Consider the following 19358-nt stretch of genomic DNA (forward strand, 5'->3'; position numbering starts at 1 on the left):
CCTCGAAAGGGAGGTGGTTTTTTTGCTAGGTGCCAAACGTCTTTTTGGTTAAATTCCGGTACATCACCAGCATCGCGATACGCCAAGGCACGAGCATACCAAATGCGAGCAAGAAGAACAGTCCACCTGTTTGAATCGGTGTAAAGCTATCATTGATCAACAGTTTAATAATCAGCCGGATGACCAACAGACCGGACAAAATGAAGAAAAACGCACGGGACCGTTTCAAATACACATCTTGCCCAATGATTTCGAAGCGTGACGTCATAATCAACGGAATCGAAAAGATTACCCCAACCACAAAGGCTGCGATATCAAACTTGGGCGGTAATTGCGCCTCCGGTAACAAGAACATCGCAAACCCTGTCGCCATAAAAAATGGTGGCAAAATAATGCTTTTTGCAGAAGCCGGCTTTTTTTGCCGACGCATTCTCAAAAAGATCACTGCAATAGCCATCACGAGAGGCAGCAGGATTCCCAAAACGGGAGAGGAAAGTATCTGCATGGAAAAACGCCTCCATTCGTGTTCAACGTACATTCACTAGTGTACACCAAAGCATGGTCGATAGGAAAGCGTTTGTCATGGTACGTTCCATTCCGATACTAGGCAGCGGCTTCATCATGAGAGCGAACATCCAGCTTATGCTTTTTACTGTAAATAAAAGTTAACAAGCCAAAGAGCAGTGTTATCGAGCCGATGAAGAGGAGGTAGCCGCTAATACCGAGAAGGTCCAGCCCAACTCCTGTAATCGCAAGAGCCAACAAGAAAAATCCACGATCTAGCATGCTTTTGAAAGAAAAGAATCGCCCTTGCTGGTGTGGTGGTAGGCGCTTCTGGAAAATTGTTGCGGTAACCGGGAAGAAGAAAGCAACGACAAAGCCGAACACGGAGAAGGAAGCAAGGACCATGAATTTGTTATCGGCGAATGACATGCCAAACTGGGACAGCGCGAAGAAAAAGAGCATGATGGTGGAAGCTGCCACGAGATTTCTGTGACCTATCCAACGCTTTGCCAAGAGCCCTCCGATCAAAATGCTGATTCCTTCTGCCGCATAGATCCATCCCATGAGCTGAGGTTCCTGTTGCAGCTCACTAAAGTTCAAGATCATCAGGTTCACACCGCCAAGGAACAAGGTGATCAACCCATTATTAATCAGTCCAACAAACAAAGCCGGGTCTTGTCGCGAGATCGTCAGTACTTCGCGAAACTCCACTTTTTCCTGAATTTTCCGAGAAGTGACGGGAGGAATGCGGAGAAAGAGCGTGACCACAGCGAGTACTGCATACGCGATGATAGAGAATACATACAGCATGGACAGATCCATGGACGCAACGAGTATACCGCCGATTGCTGTTCCGCCAATGCGCGAGAGCGTAGAGATATTCAAATATGCGCTGTTCGCCTTGAGTAACTCGTCCTGAGAAAGGATGGCTGGCAAGGAAGCCTGCACGGTCGGAAAATAAAAAGCAGCAGAGCATTGCATCACAATCAGAGATACGATCATCCACAGAAGAGAATCGTTTGCAAGAGCTGGGAACATGAAGACTGGGCTAAGTGTCCGGATCAGGCTGGCAAACAGCATGATCTTGCCTTTGTCGTACATGTCAATCACCACACCCGCTTTTGGGGCGAGGAGAATGCTGACCACCAATCCACACATCAGAATCAAGCCCTTCACCGTATCAGAAGGAACAAGTTTCTGCATGAACGAAAGATTGGCAATAATCGAAATCCACATGCCCGCTCCCGCGACGATCTCTCCGCTCATTAAAAGCAGAAAGGTACGATTACGCCATAACATGAGAGCCACTCCAAACATTCGTTAGATAGGTAAAAATTTGAACCGATCCATTCCTTTGAGAAAAAGCGATTCCTCTAGTATAGCATTCATGCAAGCGCTTGTATATTTATTGTCTTTGTGGGTATTCTTCGTATTCATAACGGACAAACTAACGCCATGCTGCGGCCATTACGCCCAAAAGGAGATATTCGTAAATGGCGCGAAAACGAACGTTGCTACTGTTGATCGTGTATGGGTTTGCTGCGACACTCACGATCTTTTACGGACTGGTGGAAAAGCATAGTGTCATTATCACGTTCTTTTCTTTTCATGTGCTCGTATGCATCTGTATTCCCGTCATTCACGGATGGTGGGAAGGGGATTTGCGTAAGCAATGGCAGTCCGCGTGGGGAAGTTTTGAATGGCAGGGTACTTTATACGGACTGGCACTTGGCGTTCTGATGCTGACAGGAGTGCTGGCTGGACTTTGGTTGCTCTTGCAGGAACCGGGAAGACCTGAAGCTGTTCGAGCAGGCATGGAAGCATGGGGGATTAACCGCCGCTGGATTTGGGTTTTTTCCGTCTATCTTATTTTCATTAACTCGCTGCTGGAAGAATTGTTCTGGCGAGGCTTCGTATTGCAACGGTTTCGTGCATCCTTATCCCACTTACTTTCCATTTTTCTTTCCGGCTTTTTTTATTCCTTGTATCACTTGATTATCTCTACGCTCCTATTTGGTTTGCAAAACGGCTTGTTCATTACATCGTTGGTTTTTGGTGTAGGGCTGATATGGGGATGGCTGAAAGAAATGTTTCCTTCGATTTATCCAAACTGGATTAGTCATTTACTCGCGGATTTGGGTCTCGCCCTAGCTGTTGTTCTCTGGATTTATTGACCGGATAGGAGGGAGAAAATGATGCTGGCGATATATGAAGAAACGAGACTTCGCAAGCGATTGCTTAGTATACTTCGGCAAAACAGTGAAGCATTTCAACTCTACTACGACACGTATGGGTATACCCCGGTTGAGCCGTTACTGAAATATCTTCATACGCTGAAAGGGTGCGCATACATAACCAGACAAGATCTTCATCAAGTCGTGGAATTCGATCCGGAACGGAGTATCGAATGGGACGGGGGATCACTCATTCGAGTTACCTACGGCTTTTTGCCCTCGATTGCAAAAAGCAGGCTCATGGAGATCGTACCACCTGATGTTCTCTATTACGGGACACATCGAAAGTTATTGAAACAAGTACTCACTGGCGGCCTGTTGCCGATCGCCAGTGAGTACGTGCAGCTTGCGGATAAACCGGAGCATATTGGAGAGCCGACAGACACATTGCGCCTCGTCACTGTGAATGCAAAGGAAGCCCATGAAACCGGCATTTGCTTTTACCGAGTGGGTGAGCACTATTGCTTGAGCGATGCTATCCCATCCAGTTATTTACAGCTGTACGCAGATTAGTTTGACTCGTTGTTCCGACGTGCTTCGCGCATTTGTAGCTGGTGCTGGCGTTCTGCCATAACGTCGCTGCGATCCCTCAAGGTATGCTTATTCAGCAAGTAGGCGTCTTGCATATCGCTATCCCGATGCTCAGGGTGATTTTGCATCGTACAAGCCTCTTGATACGCCTGTTTCAAAGCATCGGACATGGGCAGGGACATGCTTCGATAGGGCTGACCATTTTGCATTTCTGTCAGACGCTCTTCAAGCAGGCTCGCCAGACTTTCGCTATCCAACCCAAGCTTTTGGATCTCTAGATGATGCTTTTTGACAAGGGAAATGGCGCTCGTGAGCATCTTGATTGCACCTGCCTGATTCCCGCGTCTCTGATGATAAAGAGCGACGGAGATTTGAATCAAACCCACCCACACGGGCTGTCGCTCATGGGGAGGAGCGCTTTTCCAATATTCCTCGAGAATCTCATGACACTCAAAATAATCGCGTTCTACATGAAACTGGATCAAATAATCCAGATACGGTTGCGGATACATGGTGATCTTCACCTCACTGCTTGGTTTTCAATGGATCGTTTATGTACTATTATAAAGCATAGAGAGTAGAAAATGAGGTGTAAAACGATTTATGACAAGAGATGAACTCGTAGCCGTATTGGAAAAAAAGCGAATGACCGAAATCATAGAACTGATCGAGGATGCTGAACAGGGTGAGCTGGAAGAGCTCGAGCTTGTGGAAAGCCTAGGATTGCTCATGGATCAGGAGTTGAACAAAGAAGTCCTTTCGTTATTGGAGAGCTTGGGTGTTACCATTATTTACGTAAGCGGCGATGAAGAAGACGAAGAGGAAGAAAACGACGACGAAGACGAAGACCATTCGTAAAAAAGAGAACCAACCTTGTGCATGGTGCCAGGTTGGTTTTTGCATTTCTTACTTTTGCGTCCATACGCGATTTTTATTTCGTGTAGCGGGGAACTTTTCTCCTCTGGAAAGCTCGATGATCATCGGGTCCTGCACGCTTGCACCGGACTCACCAATCTCCATGTATACGGCATTTTTCGGAGACTTTTCTCCTTCACGAAAACGGCTGTGTTCTCCCACGAAGGCACCTTCTTCCTAAGGATTTGTCATCTGCATTAGTATGACCCGGTATACAGGCTTAATGCCCTCCCTTTTATTGACGATAAGTTTTGAATTCTCGCTTTGTCTGGTCCGCTGTCTTACTCGGAAAAACAGCGATTCCATCAGCGTTTGACCACTCCTACTGCAAAACAGCCTACGAGACATCCGCTGATTTTGACTAGAATCTAGACTTCTGTCCATGCCGATATGTCATCACCTACATACCTTGTAGATGTAACGAAAAGGAAGGAGTGAGGTTAATGAGTTGCGGATGCAGAAGATCTCGTCGCAGATGCTTTAAATGCTGCGAAAAGAAAGTGTACAGAAAGCATTGCTTCTACAAGCCACACTACAGAACCCATTGTAAGCCATACGGTCGTAGTTGTGGACACGGTCACGGTCACTTTGGTGGTTTTGAACACTTTGGCGGCGGTTACGGCGGTTACGATGGCGGCTTCGATGGTTACGGCTCCTCTTATGGTGGCGGATACGGTGGCGGTTATGGTGGAAGTCACGGCGGAAGTAACGAGAGCAAGTATTAATAGAGAAAGGCGCCGGGGTGGCGCTTTTTTCGTTTTTTCGCAAGTTTCGTGCAATTTGTCGTACAATAGTGGAAAAGGGGTAAGGGAGGTATGGATATGCAATTCCTGAATGGGAAAGAGGAACGAATGTGGGCGATGATCGTACATCTATCTGCCTTCCTTGGTTTTGTCGTTCCGTTTGGCAATGTATTAGGACCTTTAATCGTATGGTTGATCAAGCGTGAAGAGGGAGCCTTTTTTTATCAGCATGGAAAAGAAGCCCTGAATTTTAGCATCTCGGTCATGATTTATGCCGCCATTTCAAGTTTATTGATCATCATTTTTATCGGCGCACTATTATTGGGAGCCCTTTTTATTTTTTGGGCGATCTTCGTGATCATCGCTGCGGTGAAAGCGAATGAGGGAAAAGAATTCCGTTACCCGCTCACTCTCCGGTTTATCAAATAACCGTTCTTGGGAAAGTCGTTCCTCGTGGGACGGCTTTTTATATTTGTTTGAATTTTCCATTAAAAAAGAGGGTGAACAGTCGTTCATCTCGAATTACAAGGGAGTGTAGTCGGTGAAGGGGGAGTCAAATCATGTTGACGGGAGTGACAATAGTTGATTTTTCTCGCCATCTTCCAGGTCCGCTTTGTACGATGCGCCTGGCTGATTTGGGGGCAGAGGTCATTGAGGTGGAACCGTTTCACGACAAAGCTCACTCACGGTTAACCAGACCTTCTCATTCGGAAGCTAGAGAGACGGGAGCGTTTTACCTGCGTTCACATCGCAATCATAAAAGTATTTCCTTGAATTTGCGGACGAATGAGGGAAAAGCGCTCGCGTTTGCTCTGGCCAGACAGGCTGATGTCGTGGTGGAAAGCTATCGACCAGGTGTGATGCGACATTTGGGACTTGATTACGACCACCTGTGGGAGATGCACCCTGCGGTCATTTATTGCTCTGTGACGGGCTATGGCCAAAGCGGAGATCTATACCAAATAGGAGGGCATGACTTGAATGTCCAGGCAGTAAGTGGATTTCTCTCTCTCGTTCGCGATCTGGAAGGCAAGCCTGTCGTTGCAGATATTCCGCTTTCTGATTACGCGCTCGGGCTGTATGCCAGTGAACAAATATGCGCGGCGCTTGTGCAACGCGCGCGGACAGGCAGGGGAGCTTATTTGGATGTTTCGTCGGCTGACTTGTTTAGTTCTTGGACAGGGCTGCACGCACTGTTTATGTCATACAGCTCCTCCATTGGACGGGAGACCGGGAGAGGGAGTTTGTTGGCGTATCAGGTCTATGAGACAGCGGACGGTCAGTATGTCGCACTTGCTGCGTTGGAAGAGAAGTTCTGGCTCAATTTTTGCCGCGCGGTAGGAAGAGCAGACTGGGAGCTATGCCACCGGGCTAGCGTTGCTCTGCATCCAGAGATGTTTGACGATATGAAAGCACTGTTTCTGTCCAGAACCCAAGCCGAGTGGAGTGAGTTGGGCAGTGAGGTGGATTGCTGTCTAACCGCCGTTGAAGATTGGGAAAACTGGGCAGACAATCCGTACGTTGCGAACAGGGAAATAGCGTATACGCTTCCTTATTTGGAAAAGAAGTCGCCCAATCAAGAGCGGAGTTTCGCGCATCGCTATAGGGCGGAGAGGTTGTCACCCCCGTGGTACACCGATTACACGCACGAGCTGCTCAAACGCAAGCTGAACCTCACAGAAGAGGATTTGAGTCGGCTGCAAAGGCAGGGGGTTATTCCTGTCGCTTCTTCATAGGAAAGGGTGAGAAAAAGGATGGAACAGGATCATCAAACACAATTGATCGTATCAAAAGCGGATGGAATCTGCACGATGACGCTAAACAGGCCACACGTCCTCAATGCGATGACGGTTGAAATGTTTTCCCTTTTGCAGGACGCGATTGCAAAAGCTTCAACAGATGAGGAAGTCGATGTGCTTATTTTGCGGGGAGCAGGAGGGAACTTTTGCTCCGGTGCGGATTTGGGCGTGTTGACTGCGCTGACGGATAAAAGTGATGCTGATCAATCATTGACGATCATTAATGATTTCATCACTAACTTGCATCAAATGCCAAAGCCTGTGATTGCAGTCATCGAAGGAGTAGCCGTCGGAGCGGGACTCAATCTTGCGTTGCATGCTGATTTTGTCATTGCGACGGAAGATGCTCTGTTGCAGGAGCCTTTTGTCCAGATCGGTCTGACAACGGATTTTGGCGGGACATACCTTTTGCCGAGGCTTGTTGGTACGGCGTGGGCGAAGCGGCTCGCACTGCTGGGAGAAAGGATTACAGGGAAAAAGGCGGAGGAAATCGGCTTGATCTATCGAGCGGTTGAAGCCAGTCAAGTCGATAGTGAGGTTGAAAAATTGGTTGCTGCGGTACGTCGCCTGCCGAAACAAGCGTACGCCGTAACCAAAGAAGGGTTGGGACGCTGCCGAATACACGGCCTCGAATATGCCCTGGCCTGGGAAAAGCAACAGCAGCCGTCCCTGATCGCACGTCCTGAATTTCAGACGCTCGTACAAGCGAAGGTAAAGCGGACGTAGCGATTTTTTGGGCAGGGAAATGCTTAGTTCGTGGGATTGATAAGATTGAAAAGTCCAAAGGGAACTTTATCCGTTGAGCAAAGGGCCATTCTGTGTTAAAGTAGGGATATCAAGATCCTGCGATGTACGATAGGCCGTAAATGTTTCTAACCTTATACGTGTTTTTCGGGAGACGGAAACTGTGATGGATGTCAGGCCCACCTCCTTTTTGGATGCATGGGAAGGTTGAAGTGCAGAAGGGTCGCCCACCTGTGTGAGCGCAGGTTATAGAAACATGAGGTCAACGGCAGAGCGGGGACTTGGCCGTTTATGAATGCAATGAATTGCCGATAGCAAAAACAAAAACCACTTGGAATCTGCTTCCAGGTGGTTTTTGTTTTTTGTCTTCAAACTAATGAGTGGTTTTGTTTTGCTTGCCCGAGCCGTGGCCCTGCCCTTGTTTTTGGGCGCCCTGATCTTGGTCCCCGTGATCGACAATGGTCAGGTCCTTTTCAAGGGTTTGGGAGTCCTGGGCATCCTGAAGAATTTGATACATTTGCAGGAAATTCGCTTTTTGTCCCTCAGGAATTCCTTTAATGCGGACGGTTAGCTCTTGCGGGCCATTTTGTTGTTGTCCGCCTTGGCCTCCGCCTTGACTGTTCCCTTGCCCGCTGTGTTCATTTGAACTCGGTTGTTCATCGAGAAAGCTGAGAAACATCGAGTCGCTGTCTTGGTCTTGTTGGTTGTTTTGTCCGCCGTCGTGTGATTGCTGTCCTTGTCCGTTTCCGCCTTGTCCACCTTGCTGCTCAAACAGCACGTTGAATTCGTTCAGATCGGTCTGGATGATGCCAATAACGTTCATCCTGATCCTCCTTCCAAAATAGAAATGATGCTTCAGCCCGGATGTTTGGAATGGTGGACGCCGTGCCGTTGCAGGTAACCATGGAAAAAGTATTCGACCACCGTAATGGCAAATGTCGTCAACAACAAACCTGATAAGGATATGGTCTGACCAAACAGGTAACAGCCAAGCCACAAGGAGGCATACACGAACAAGAAATCAGCGGTGCTTGCAAACGTATTGTTCGTACGAGGGAGGATTGTCAAATCCAATACATAACCCAGTAAACTGACAATCATGCTTGCGAGCACGGCAAACATAAGGGACGTCCCTGACCACCAAAGCCCTGGAATGGCAATGATTCCGTTAAACAAGAGCTTGAGAACGATGTTCAAAGAGCGAACACCACCTTTCATGCCCTTAGTATGAACTTAGGTAGTCGCACTATTCGTAGAAGAGGTGTTTGATTTTAAACGGCGGATGAGTGCTTCATCTGGTGTGACATACAGCGTTCGTTGCTGTTCGTAGATCACATAGCCTGGCTTGGCCCCGCTTGGTTTTTTTACATGCTTCACGAGCGTGTAATCTACGGGAATTTGACTTCCTTCTTTGGCACGGCTGAAGAAAGCGGCCAGATTGGCTGCTTCAAGCAACGTTTCATCCGAAAATTCCCGAGCGCGAATGACCACATGGGATCCAGGAATATCCTTGGTGTGCAGCCATGTTTCTTGCGACGATGCGAGCTTGTTGGTCAGGTATTCATTTTGTTTATTGTTTTTGCCGACCAAAATTTCAATGCCATCCGAAGAAATGTACGTATCCAGCTCTGGTCGGGTATCTTTTTTCTTGCGCGGACCGCGTTTTTTACGATCTCGCATGTAGCCTTGCTCAACGAGCTCCTCGCGAATTTCTTCGGCATCTTTTAAGGTGGCATGTTCTAGTTGGACCAATACGCCGTCCAAATACAATAGCTCAGCCTGCGCATGCTCAATCTGCTCACTCACGATGGAAAGGCTGTTTTTGGCCTTGTTATACCGTTTGTAATACGACTGCAAATTTTCCGACGGGGTCTTTAATGGGTCGAGCGGAATGGTGATGGTACCTCCCGCTTCGTCATACCAGTTGACTGTGACGAGCTCGCGATCCCCTCGCTTCATTTGGTGCATATTGGCGGTGATCAATTCACCGTACAGACGAAACAGATCTGCTTCATGCGCATCTTTCAGCGTTTGCTCGAGCTTCTCGATTTTCTTTACATTTTTATTGCGCTCAACAGTGACAAAGCGAATCAAATCGTGCGCACGTTGTTTGACAGTGTCACGGAGCGCCTTCCCTTCGTAAAATGCCTGCAAGCATTCTTGGACGGAAGGATAGGGGGTGGTAACTCCATTTGAGAGATGTGTCAGCTCGACGACGTGAAAATACGCTTTGCCGTTTGCCTCTACAATGGATGGCACATACGCATGATCGCTGATTGCTTTCATCACCTGTGAAAAGGCAGCCCACAGTGATTCACGATTCGCGAGGCTGGCTCTGTGCAAAATTTCTTTTGCCAATAAGGGACTGATCCCGGTATAGCCATCTACGATTTGCTTGTCCAAACGACCGCCGTTCCAATCGAGGGAAGAAATAAACGCTTGCTCGGTTACAGTGAGAGGGTCGCGTTTATCTTGGCTCGGAGGAGTGACGTAAGGTCTGCCGGGCGTAACTTGTCTGTACTGGCTAATGGCGAGCGTCACATGCATGGCGCTATCCAAAATCATTCCGGTTGCAGGATCGATGAGGATGATGTTGCTGTGCTTGCCCATGATCTCTACAATAATGCGTCGGACAGCCGTGTCACCCAGCTCATCCCGGGTGCGTACGTCGATGTGAATGATTCGCTCCATCCCGATTTGCTGGACGGATTCAATTACGCCGCCCTCACAATGCTTGCGCAATAGCATGCAAAACATCGGAGCTTCCAGCGGATTCGTGAATTCTTCTGTCGTGATGTGCAAGCGGGGATAGGTCGGGTTTGCAGACAGGAGGAATTTTACCGTTTCTCCTTGTGTCCGTACTTGCATAATAATATCGCTATGGTGGGGCTGGTGGATTTTTGAGATGCGTCCTCCTACCAGTTTATGTAATTCCCGCGCAACAGAGCGGGTTACTACGCCATCAAATGCCACAAAAGTCACCTCAGATCAAAAAAATGGCTAGAATAATAGATAGAGAGCTGCCAGTCACAGTGTAGCATAAGTCAGAGCAAGGAGGAATCTCATCGTGGTGGGGGTGCTTCGGTTGACACTGCCAAGAGTTGTCTCCTATAATAAATTAACGATTTTGCGTCTATGGAAGTGAAAACTTGTGATTCGAAGCATGACTGGTTACGGTAGAAAAGAAGATAGCAAAGGCTCCATTCGAGCAACAGTCGAGATACGTGCAGTGAATCACCGCTTTTCTGAGATTGTCGTGCGCCTGCCCAAAGCGTGGAATATGCTTGAGGATTCGATTCGTAAGCTGGTTGCACAGTATGTCAGAAGAGGGCGTGTCGATGTCACTGTCTCAGTGGAAGGGAAAAGTTCTTCTGCTACGGTTATGGACATTGACTGGGATGTAGCTGAACAGCTAGTCTCCATTTCCCGCGAGATGACTCAGCGTTTTGCGCTAGAGACGCCTTTAACCGTCAAGGATCTGCTACACTTTCCTGGCGTGATACATACCAAAGAGTCAGAGGACGACAATGTGGAGGAGCTGGCAGAGTGGCTCCAAGACCTGGTCAGGGGCGCCGCCTTGGATCTCGTTTCGATGAAAGAGACCGAGGGTAAACTGTTGCACGCTGATCTAGCCAGTCGCCTGACTGCCGTCAACACATGGACGCGGGAGATCTCCCGGTTGGCCCCACTTTGTAAGGAAGATTATAAGGGCCGACTCGAGCAACGCGTAAGTGAGTGGGCCGGTTTGACTCCTTTTGAATTGGACCCTGCTCGTGTAGCACAAGAGGTTGCCTTTTTCGCTGATAAAAGTGATATTAGTGAAGAGTTGACCCGTTTAGATAGTCATTGCCAACAGTTTGCCAATCAATTAGGCAAAGAAGAAGCAATTGGTCGAAAACTGGATTTTCTGCTCCAGGAAATGAATCGGGAAGCCAATACGATTGCTTCCAAAGCGAATCATTTGCGCATTCAGCATTTGGCTGTCGAGATCAAGACAGAACTGGAGAAGATGCGGGAGCAAATACAGAATGTCGAGTAGCATGAAAGGATGGGCTGGGCCGTCATGGCAATCAAGCTAATCAATATCGGTTTTGGCAACATCGTCAATGCCAACCGCATTATTTCAATTGTAAGTCCGGAGTCCGCTCCTATCAAACGGATCATCCAGGAAGCGCGCGATCGCAACATGCTAGTGGACGCTACCTATGGGAGACGTACACGTGCGGTCATTATTACAGACAGCGATCACGTGATATTGTCAGCGGTACAGCCAGAAACAGTGGCACAGCGCTTGACTACAAAGGATGACGAATCGGACGAATAAAGTAGGAGTGTAAACAATGAGCATGGTTGATCGTGGTCTCCTTTTGGTTCTTTCCGGACCAGCTGGTGTGGGAAAAGGAACGGTATGCAAGGCACTTCGTGAAGTGATGCCTGATCTGGTGTATTCTGTTTCCGCTACCACACGCCAGCCGCGTCCTGGAGAGGTAGAAGGAGTTAATTACTTTTTTAAAAGCCAGGAAGAGTTCAAGCGGATGATTGAAGAAGATGCTCTCCTGGAATGGGCAGAATACGTGGGGAATTACTACGGAACCCCTCGTCAGTTCGTGGACGATATGCTCAATGAGGGCCGCGATGTCATTCTTGAGATTGAAGTTCAGGGTGCTCTTCAAGTAAAAGAGAGCTTCCCGCAAGGTACATTCCTGTTCCTGGCTCCGCCTGATTTAAACGAACTGGAAAACCGGATCGTGGGACGCGGGACAGAATCACAAGAGATCATTCGCAAACGCATGGAAGTGGCGCGTGCTGAAATCGAGCTCATGGATCACTACGATTATGTAGTCGTCAATGACGTCATCGAATCGGCGTGTGATCGTATCCAAGCGATTATTACAGCGGAGCATCTGAAAAAAGATCGTCAGGTTCACAAATATCGCAAATGGTTACAGGAGGTTGAATAGAATTATGTTGTATCCATCTATTGACGAATTGACCGAAAAGGCAGAGAGCAAGTACATCCTGGTGACAGTCGCATCCAAGCGTGCGCGTCAGCTTCGCGAAAACAGCGAAGTTCAAGTCGTGAGACCAAAATCCAAAAAGTTTGTAGGTTTGGCACTGGAGGAGTTCATCTCCGATGAGCTCGTTCACGAGTTTTTGGACGGTCGCAAATAAGCAGTCACCTTTAAAAACAACCTCACGAGGTTGTTTTTTTCGGATTACGGATAGGGGAGAAAGGAGAGAGTGCAGATGCATTCGCTTGCAGGAAAACGAATTGTTCTTGGAGTATCTGGCGGCATTGCTGCTTATAAGGCTGCTGCACTGACCAGCAAGCTGACACAAGCAGGTGCATTGGTGCATGTCATTTTGACAGAGAGCGCCTTGCAGTTTATTCAGCCTTTGACGTTTCAAGCCTTGTCTCACCTGCCTGTTTATACAGATACATTTACGGAGCCAGATCCACATGTGATTAGCCATATTGAACTGGCTGATCGAGCTGATCTCGTTTTGATCGCGCCAGCAACGGCAAACGTGATTGGCAAAATGGCGAATGGTATTGCGGATGATATGCTGACGACGACTGTATTGGCTACGAAAGCGCCTGTCATGGTCGCGCCTGCCATGAACGTCAATATGTACAATCACCCTGCGGTTATCGCCAATATGGATAAGCTTACCGCTTATGGTTATCGGTTTGTGGAACCGGGTGTCGGGCTTTTGGCTTGTGGCTGGATTGGCAAAGGACGTTTGGCGGAGCCAGAGGAAATCGTCGAAGCTGTGCGTCAGTGGTTTGCCGCCGATGAGACCAGACAAACGATCCGAGAAAAAGATTTGCAGGACAAGCACGTACTGATCACAGCGGGACCGACTCGTGAAAAAATTGATCCCGTTCGTTACATAACCAATCATGCTTCAGGAAAAATGGGCTACGCCATCGCGGAAGCGGCACGAGACAGAGGGGCAAAGGTCACGTTGGTCAGTGGGCCGACAACCTTGGCACGTCCTGATGGAGTAGAATTCATCGCGGTGGAATCGGTACAAGAAATGTTCGATGCCGTCATGGAGCAGTTGCCACACTGTGACATTGTCGTCAAATCAGCAGCCGTTTCCGATTATCGACCGAAGCATGTAGCTGAACATAAGCTGAAAAAGGGTGATGGTCCACTCGACCTCGTGCTAGAAAAAGCACCCGATATTTTAAAGACGATTGGTGAGCGCAAAACGAAGCAATTCGTCGTAGGTTTTGCAGCAGAGACCCAAAATGTGTTACAGCATGCCCAGTCCAAGCTGGAGCGAAAAAATCTCGATATGATCGTAGCCAATAATGTGTTGCTTGAGGGAGCAGGTATGGGGAGCGATACGAATATCGTGACCTTGCTAACCCGTGGCGGCGAGCAACTGGCATTGGATAAATTGAGTAAGCGGGCTGTGGCAGACAAGCTGTTTGATGCTGTCCTTGCGGTGCAAGAGCATAGACCGCTCCAAGACCTGTCATGATTGCCCAAATTATCGTGGACGTTCCGGTCAATCGAACGAATCGACCTTTTGATTACCATGTTCCGCCTTGGTTGCGTCCACTGATTCGCATTGGCAGCCGCGTGGTTGTCCCGTTTGGCCCTCGTCAATTGCAAGGCTATGTTATCGGGATCGTAGAGGACGACCAAGCCATACCAGATCGTTCGCGACTAAAAGATGTCGTGCAGGTACAAGACGACACTCCTCCTCTCACGCCAGAGCTGCTAAAGATGAGCGAATGGATGTCCAAGCAATACTTGTGTCCGTGGGTAACAGCTGTACAGGCGATGCTTCCGGCTGTGCTCAAAGGGAAGTCGGAGAAGTGGTTGACAGCGACAGACGCATTGGACGAAGAGGCATGCGGGAGATCGGGGCTTCTGTGGGAATTGTTCCGCAAACGGCAACTACCGCTGACAGAAGTGGAGAAACAATTTGCAGAGGAGTATTTGCTCGTTCCGGGTTGGATACAAAGCGGTCTGCTTGCTACGGAGTATCAAGTAAGAGACAAAATAACTCGCAAGCAGCAATCATTTGTCCGAAGCTTATTGGATGAGGGGAAGCTGGAGGAAGCGATTGGTTCGTTGCCAGCACGGGCAGAGCAGATGCGCCGTGTCCTTCAACTGATGCTCATGCACAAGGAGCAGTCCTTATCTGTACAAATGCTGCGGGATGAATACGGAATTACGCGTTCTCCACTGAAAAGCCTGGAATCAAAAGGCTGGATCGCGATCGAGCAAGTGGAGGTTTACCGGGACCCCTACGCGAATCGACGATTCCAGGAAAAGCAAAAGCCTGTCTTTACCCCGTTACAGGAAGAGGTACTGACACCTATCTTGCAATCGATTGAATCGGGAACCTATGCTTCTTACTTGCTCCACGGGGTTACCGGAAGCGGTAAGACAGAAGTATATCTTGAAGCGATCGAACGCACGTTGGAAAAAGGGCGCGAGGCGATCTTTCTCGTTCCTGAAATTGCACTGACTCCGCAAATGGTAGAGCGCTTCAAAGCTCGTTTTGGCGCAGATGTAGCTGTTTTGCACAGTGCGTTGTCGCAAGGAGAGCGTTTTGACGAGTGGCGCAAGATCATTCGCAAGCAAGTCAAAGTGGTGGTAGGCGCCCGATCTGCCATCTTTGCTCCGTTTCGGAATGTTGGCTTGATTGTGATCGATGAAGAGCATGAGAGCTCGTATAAGCAGGAAGAGACCCCGCGATATCATGCACGAGAAGTAGCGCTGTGGCGAGCGAAAGAGAATCAGGGTGTCCTTGTCATGGGAAGCGCGACTCCTGCCTTGGAGACGTATGCATTGGCTACGCGAGGCCGATACGAGCTGTTACGTATGCCGGAGCGTGTCGGGAATCGCCCGATGCCAGAGGTACATGTCGTGGACATGCGCGAGGAGCTACAGGCCCAGAATCGCTCGATGTTCAGCCGGAAGCTGCATGAGATGATTGCGGATCGATTGGCAAAAGAGGAACAGATGGTCATTTTCCTTAATCGAAGAGGCTTTTCTACCTTTGTCATGTGCCGCTCCTGCGGATATACGATGCGTTGCATTCATTGCGACATCTCGCTTACTTATCATAAAACGAATCATACGGCGCGCTGCCACTACTGTGGATACACCATCGCACAGCCTAAGCATTGTCCGGAGTGTCAAAGTGAGCATATCCGCTTTTTTGGTACGGGGACGCAAAAGGTGGAAGCCGAGCTGGCAAAATTTTTCCCTGGAATCCGGGTCATCCGAATGGACGTGGACACGACCTCGCGAAAAGGCTCTCACGAAGAGCTGCTAAATAAATTCCGCTCAGGTCAAGGCGACGTTCTGCTCGGTACGCAGATGATTGCCAAGGGACTTGATTTTCCACGAGTGACGCTAGCGGGCATCATTGCAGCGGATACGTCCTTGCATCTGCCCGACTTCCGTGCAGCGGAGAAGACATTTCAGCTTTTGACGCAGGTAGGTGGACGAGCAGGTCGGCATGAGCTGGACGGAGATGTTGTGATTCAGACGTATACACCGGAGCACTATAGCATTGTTCATGCGACTAAACATGATTATCCCGCATTTTATCAGGATGAAATGATGCAGCGCAGACGAACAGGCTACCCGCCATATTTCCGTCTCGTATTAATTACGTTTAGCCACGAGGAGGTACCTGTTGTGATCCGTGGTGCGCATACGATGGCTGACTATTTGCGGCAGCGTTTGGCACAGACGACGATCCTCTTGGGCCCTGTGGCTTCGCCCATTGCAAGGGTGAAGGATAGATTTCGTTTTCAGATCATGCTAAAATATCGTGATGAACCGCAACTGTCAGAGCTGCTCGCTCAGGCGACGGCTGCGTTTGAAGAATGGAACAAACAGCAGAAAGTATTGATGACGATTGACGTCGACCCTTACGTACTGCTTTAGGGAGGATATGAAACACATGGCGATTCGCACAATTGTAAAACATCCAGATCCGATTTTGCGTGAAAAGGCAATGGTCGTAACCAAATTTAATTCCAACTTGCACAAGCTGCTTGATGATATGGCAGACACGATGTACGATGCAGACGGTGTAGGATTGGCTGCTCCACAAGTGGGCATTTCCAAGCGTGTCATCGTGATGGATTGCGGTGATGGACTAATTGAAATGATCAATCCGGAAATCATTGAGCATGAAGGGGAGCAATACGATTATCCAGAAGGTTGCTTGAGCATTCCTGGCCTGCAAGGAGACGTTCGTCGCCACAAGTGGATCAAGCTGCGCGGTCATGACCGTAACGGGAATGTGGTTGAGCTCGAGGCAGACGACCTGTTGTCCCGTTGTGCTCAACACGAGATCGATCATTTGAACGGTGTCCTCTTTATCGATGTAGCTGACAAGGTGTACAAAGTAAACCCGAACCAGGAAGGGGAATAACCATTTGAAAGATGCTCGCATCCTGTTTATGGGTACGCCTGACTTTGCTGTATCGAGTCTTACGGCAGTACTCGAAGCAGGCTACAACGTGATTGGAGTCGTAACACAACCCGATCGTCCCGTTGGACGCAAGCAAGTATTGACGCCGCCCCCCGTGAAGGAGGCGGCTTTGCGTCATGGACTTTTGGTATTGCAACCGGAAAAAATCAAGGCAGAGGAAGCGCTTGAAGAAGTGATGGCCCTCAAGCCTGATCTGATTATTACAGCAGCATATGGGCAGATTTTGCCTAAAAAGCTGCTTGATGCCCCGAAATATGGCTGCATCAATGTGCACGCCTCTCTTTTGCCGAAATATCGCGGGGGTGCCCCGATTCATAAATCGATTGTTGAGGGAGAAGCGGAAACAGGCGTAACGATCATGTACATGGTGGAAGCTCTCGATGCAGGGGATATGCTGTCCAAGGTAGTCGTGCCGATTGAAGAGCGCGATACAGTGGGGACCTTACATGACAAATTGGCTGCGGCAGGCTCTGAGCTGTTGATTGCTACTGTTCCGCCCCTGTTGGCTGGTGAGCTTGTAGCAGAGCAACAGGATCATTCGGCAGCGACTTTTGCCCCAAATATCAAGCGTACAGACGAAAAAATTGACTGGAGCCGTTCTGCAGAACAGATTTACAACCAAGTCCGCGGCTTGAATCCGTGGCCTGTCGCATTTACCACATGCGAAGGAAAGATTTGGAAGCTGTGGTGGGTAGAAAAAATGTCTATGTCCGGTGAAGGCAAAGAGCCGGGAACCATCATCGACCTTGAGGAAGACGGTATCGTTGTCGCTTGCGGTAGCGGTGCTGTGAAAATAACCGAATTGCAGCCAGAAGGCAAAAAACGTATGAGTGCACTCGACTTTTTGCGCGGAGCGGGCAGCAGCATTGAAATCGGCACAAAGGTAGGAGAATAGTCCGTGGCAAAAAAGGGAGCTCGCGATATCGCCCTCGATGTTTTGAACAGGGTAGAAGAACATAAGTCCTACAGCAATCTTGAGCTGCGCAATGTCTTGGATCGGGAAAATCTCAGTTCAGCAGATGCAGGGCTGGTGACAGAGCTTGTGTACGGTACCATACAGCGCAAGATGACGCTGGATCATGTCCTGTCCCATTTTGTGGGGAATAAAAAGGTCCAGACCTGGGTCCGTAATTTGTTGCGTCTCAGCTTGTATCAAATTCACTTTTTGGACCGTATTCCTGAGCGTGCTGCCGTACACCAGGCGGTTGAAATAGCCAAGAAACGCGGTCATCAAGGGATTGCTTCGATGGTCAACGGTGTCTTGCGCAATGTGTTGCGCCAGCCGGATGTGTGGGAGCGTCAGCCAAAAGGCAGCCGTGCCTTGCAAATCGCCGTAGCCTATTCGCATCCGGAATGGCTTGTGCGTCAGTGGCTTAACGTATATGGCGAAGAGACGACAATTGCCATTTGCGAAGCCAACAACAGAACCCCGCATAGCGCTATCCGGGTCAATGCATGGAAAACGACGAAGGATCAAGTGCTGGACAAGCTGGCGGAAGAAGGGCTGGAAGGACAAGCGTCGTCTGTCAGTCCTCATGCTATTCTGGTGGAAGGCGGACATGTAGCAGGCTCTCGCTTGTTCAAGGAAGGCTACTTCACGATCCAGGATGAGAGTTCCATGCTCGTAGCACCAGCTCTTGCTGCCCAACCAGGTATGCGTGTACTGGATGCTTGCGCGGCACCTGGTGGAAAAACAACGCACATAGCCGAAATGATGGAAAACCGCGGGGAAATCATAGCGAGTGACGTGCATCCGCACAAACGCGATCTGATTGCGAATGCAGCGAAAAGACTCGGGATTACGATCATCGAGCCAATCGTAAGTGATGCACTAGACCTGCCTGAAAAAGCGCTGGGAACTTTCGATCGAATCCTGCTGGATGCGCCATGCACCGGATTTGGCGTGATTCGTCGCAAGCCTGATCTGAAGTGGAACAAAACGCCGGAAGATGTCCGTGCGATTGCTCAGCTACAGTACGAACTGCTCAAAACATTGGCGCTGCTACTCGCAGAGGGTGGTGTCATGGTTTACAGCACATGTACGATTGAGCCAGCAGAAAACCAGGAGATTGTTCGCCGCTTTGTTGAAGAACACCCTGATTTCGTATTTGATGATACACTGGCACAAGACCTGCCTGAGGCTGTCAGAGGGCATGTCGATGAAACCGGAGCCTGCGTGCAAATTTTGCCTCACCATTTCGAGAGTGATGGATTCTTTATCGCGCGATTGAAACGAAGAGGATAAAGTAACGGATGTACAAACAAGGGGTGGCGCACCAACAGGTGGAAAATGCCACTCCTTTGCCTTTGTTTGCGCGCGCTTGGATTGGTTTACACTAGGAAAAGCGACGCATTTGTGAATCTGGATGTCAAAACCGTTTGAAGCGAGACGCCCCACGAGGTACAAT

The 19358-nt window shown here is 49.0% G+C and carries 23 protein-coding genes and 1 other RNA gene; 17 read left to right on the forward strand and 7 right to left on the reverse strand.

Annotated features, from left to right (window positions below):
- Positions 1-25: 25 nt before the first annotated feature.
- Both HP401_RS08305 and HP401_RS08310 read right to left on the reverse strand, forming a co-directional pair.
- On the reverse strand, positions 26-505 hold the full coding sequence (locus HP401_RS08305; protein WP_172140257.1) for a CcdC family protein: 480 nt from the start codon (positions 503-505) through the stop codon (positions 26-28).
- Positions 506-603: 98 nt separating this feature from the next.
- A complete protein-coding gene (locus tag HP401_RS08310) occupies positions 604-1803 on the reverse strand; it encodes an MFS transporter (protein ID WP_172140656.1) in 1200 nt (399 codons plus the stop codon).
- A gap of 194 nt (positions 1804-1997) precedes the next feature.
- Between HP401_RS08310 and HP401_RS08315 the strand changes: the two genes are divergently transcribed.
- Entirely contained in the window at positions 1998-2678 is a 681-nt protein-coding gene (locus tag HP401_RS08315; protein ID WP_172140259.1) for a CPBP family intramembrane glutamic endopeptidase, read from the forward strand.
- 18 nt (positions 2679-2696) lie between these two features.
- Positions 2697-3251 (forward strand): RNA 2'-phosphotransferase, encoded by a 555-nt coding sequence (locus HP401_RS08320; RefSeq protein WP_254457034.1) that lies wholly within the window; start codon positions 2697-2699, stop codon positions 3249-3251.
- On the opposite strand, the gene HP401_RS08325 is transcribed toward HP401_RS08320, so the two are convergent.
- Complete coding sequence (locus tag HP401_RS08325; RefSeq protein WP_172140261.1) at positions 3248-3781, reverse strand: DUF309 domain-containing protein; 534 nt, start codon at positions 3779-3781, stop codon at positions 3248-3250. The genes HP401_RS08320 and HP401_RS08325 overlap by 4 nt on opposite strands.
- A 91-nt stretch (positions 3782-3872) precedes the next feature.
- Here HP401_RS08325 and HP401_RS08330 point away from each other — a divergent pair, with 91 nt between their 5' ends.
- Positions 3873-4127 carry a hypothetical protein gene (locus HP401_RS08330; protein WP_172140263.1) on the forward strand — a complete coding sequence of 85 codons (255 nt, stop codon included), beginning with the start codon at positions 3873-3875 and terminating at the stop codon, positions 4125-4127.
- A gap of 48 nt (positions 4128-4175) precedes the next feature.
- Here the strand turns inward: HP401_RS08330 and HP401_RS08335 are convergent, their stop codons facing one another.
- Positions 4176-4346, reverse strand: coding sequence for a YjzC family protein (locus HP401_RS08335; protein ID WP_007728413.1), 171 nt, complete (start codon positions 4344-4346; stop codon positions 4176-4178).
- A gap of 281 nt (positions 4347-4627) precedes the next feature.
- On the opposite strand from HP401_RS08335, the gene HP401_RS08340 reads away from it, so the two are divergent.
- From HP401_RS08340 to ssrS, 5 genes are all read left to right on the forward strand, one after another.
- Positions 4628-4909 (forward strand): hypothetical protein, encoded by a 282-nt coding sequence (locus tag HP401_RS08340; protein WP_155801101.1) that lies wholly within the window; start codon positions 4628-4630, stop codon positions 4907-4909.
- 96 nt (positions 4910-5005) lie between these two features.
- Positions 5006-5356, forward strand: a complete 351-nt coding sequence (locus HP401_RS08345) for a DUF4870 domain-containing protein (RefSeq protein WP_015892006.1) — start codon at positions 5006-5008, stop codon at positions 5354-5356.
- A gap of 131 nt (positions 5357-5487) precedes the next feature.
- The gene (locus tag HP401_RS08350) at positions 5488-6663 is read left to right on the forward strand and encodes a CaiB/BaiF CoA transferase family protein (protein WP_173604708.1); all 1176 of its coding nucleotides are present in this window, start codon (positions 5488-5490) and stop codon (positions 6661-6663) included.
- Positions 6664-6681: 18 nt separating this feature from the next.
- Positions 6682-7452 (forward strand): enoyl-CoA hydratase/isomerase family protein, encoded by a 771-nt coding sequence (locus HP401_RS08355; RefSeq protein WP_173604709.1) that lies wholly within the window; start codon positions 6682-6684, stop codon positions 7450-7452.
- A 111-nt stretch (positions 7453-7563) separates the two neighbouring features.
- Positions 7564-7754, forward strand: a non-coding RNA gene (gene ssrS / locus HP401_RS08360) — 6S RNA.
- 89 nt (positions 7755-7843) lie between these two features.
- Here the strand turns inward: ssrS and HP401_RS08365 are convergent.
- From HP401_RS08365 to HP401_RS08375, 3 genes are read right to left on the reverse strand one after another with little or no spacing between them, the layout of a single operon-like run.
- Positions 7844-8293: a hypothetical protein gene (locus tag HP401_RS08365; RefSeq protein WP_016742008.1), complete on the reverse strand. Its 450-nt coding sequence runs from the start codon at positions 8291-8293 to the stop codon at positions 7844-7846.
- Positions 8294-8325: 32 nt separating this feature from the next.
- Entirely contained in the window at positions 8326-8667 is a 342-nt protein-coding gene (locus HP401_RS08370; RefSeq protein WP_173604710.1) for a DUF2512 family protein, read from the reverse strand.
- Between the two features lie 36 nt (positions 8668-8703).
- Positions 8704-10443 carry an Rqc2 family fibronectin-binding protein gene (locus tag HP401_RS08375; protein WP_173604711.1) on the reverse strand — a complete coding sequence of 580 codons (1740 nt, stop codon included), beginning with the start codon at positions 10441-10443 and terminating at the stop codon, positions 8704-8706.
- Positions 10444-10621: 178 nt separating this feature from the next.
- Here HP401_RS08375 and HP401_RS08380 point away from each other — a divergent pair, with 178 nt between their 5' ends.
- The 9 genes from HP401_RS08380 to rsmB all read left to right on the forward strand — a co-directional run bounded on the left by HP401_RS08380 (position 10622) and on the right by rsmB (position 19195).
- Entirely contained in the window at positions 10622-11509 is an 888-nt protein-coding gene (locus tag HP401_RS08380; RefSeq protein WP_173604712.1) for a YicC/YloC family endoribonuclease, read from the forward strand.
- A 24-nt stretch (positions 11510-11533) separates the two neighbouring features.
- Entirely contained in the window at positions 11534-11794 is a 261-nt protein-coding gene (remA, locus tag HP401_RS08385; RefSeq protein WP_015891999.1) for an extracellular matrix/biofilm regulator RemA, read from the forward strand.
- A gap of 16 nt (positions 11795-11810) precedes the next feature.
- A complete protein-coding gene (gene gmk, locus HP401_RS08390; RefSeq protein WP_173604713.1) occupies positions 11811-12431 on the forward strand; it encodes a guanylate kinase in 621 nt (206 codons plus the stop codon).
- A gap of 4 nt (positions 12432-12435) precedes the next feature.
- Positions 12436-12642 carry a DNA-directed RNA polymerase subunit omega gene (rpoZ, locus tag HP401_RS08395; RefSeq protein ID WP_007728388.1) on the forward strand — a complete coding sequence of 69 codons (207 nt, stop codon included), beginning with the start codon at positions 12436-12438 and terminating at the stop codon, positions 12640-12642.
- Positions 12643-12717: 75 nt separating this feature from the next.
- Positions 12718-13965, forward strand: coding sequence for a bifunctional phosphopantothenoylcysteine decarboxylase/phosphopantothenate--cysteine ligase CoaBC (gene coaBC / locus HP401_RS08400; RefSeq protein ID WP_142496518.1), 1248 nt, complete (start codon positions 12718-12720; stop codon positions 13963-13965).
- A complete protein-coding gene (gene priA / locus HP401_RS08405) occupies positions 13962-16397 on the forward strand; it encodes a primosomal protein N' (RefSeq protein ID WP_173604714.1) in 2436 nt (811 codons plus the stop codon). Before coaBC ends, priA begins: the two co-directional genes overlap by 4 nt.
- Before the next feature lie 16 nt (positions 16398-16413).
- Entirely contained in the window at positions 16414-16890 is a 477-nt protein-coding gene (gene def / locus HP401_RS08410) for a peptide deformylase (protein ID WP_015891995.1), read from the forward strand.
- Between the two features lie 4 nt (positions 16891-16894).
- The gene (fmt, locus tag HP401_RS08415) at positions 16895-17845 is read left to right on the forward strand and encodes a methionyl-tRNA formyltransferase (RefSeq protein ID WP_173604715.1); all 951 of its coding nucleotides are present in this window, start codon (positions 16895-16897) and stop codon (positions 17843-17845) included.
- Between the two features lie 3 nt (positions 17846-17848).
- A complete protein-coding gene (gene rsmB, locus HP401_RS08420) occupies positions 17849-19195 on the forward strand; it encodes a 16S rRNA (cytosine(967)-C(5))-methyltransferase RsmB (RefSeq protein ID WP_173604716.1) in 1347 nt (448 codons plus the stop codon).
- Positions 19196-19358: the final 163 nt, after the last annotated feature.

Source organism: Brevibacillus sp. HB2.2 (genome assembly GCF_013284275.1).
In the GTDB taxonomy this organism is placed as follows: domain Bacteria; phylum Bacillota; class Bacilli; order Brevibacillales; family Brevibacillaceae; genus Brevibacillus; species Brevibacillus brevis_D.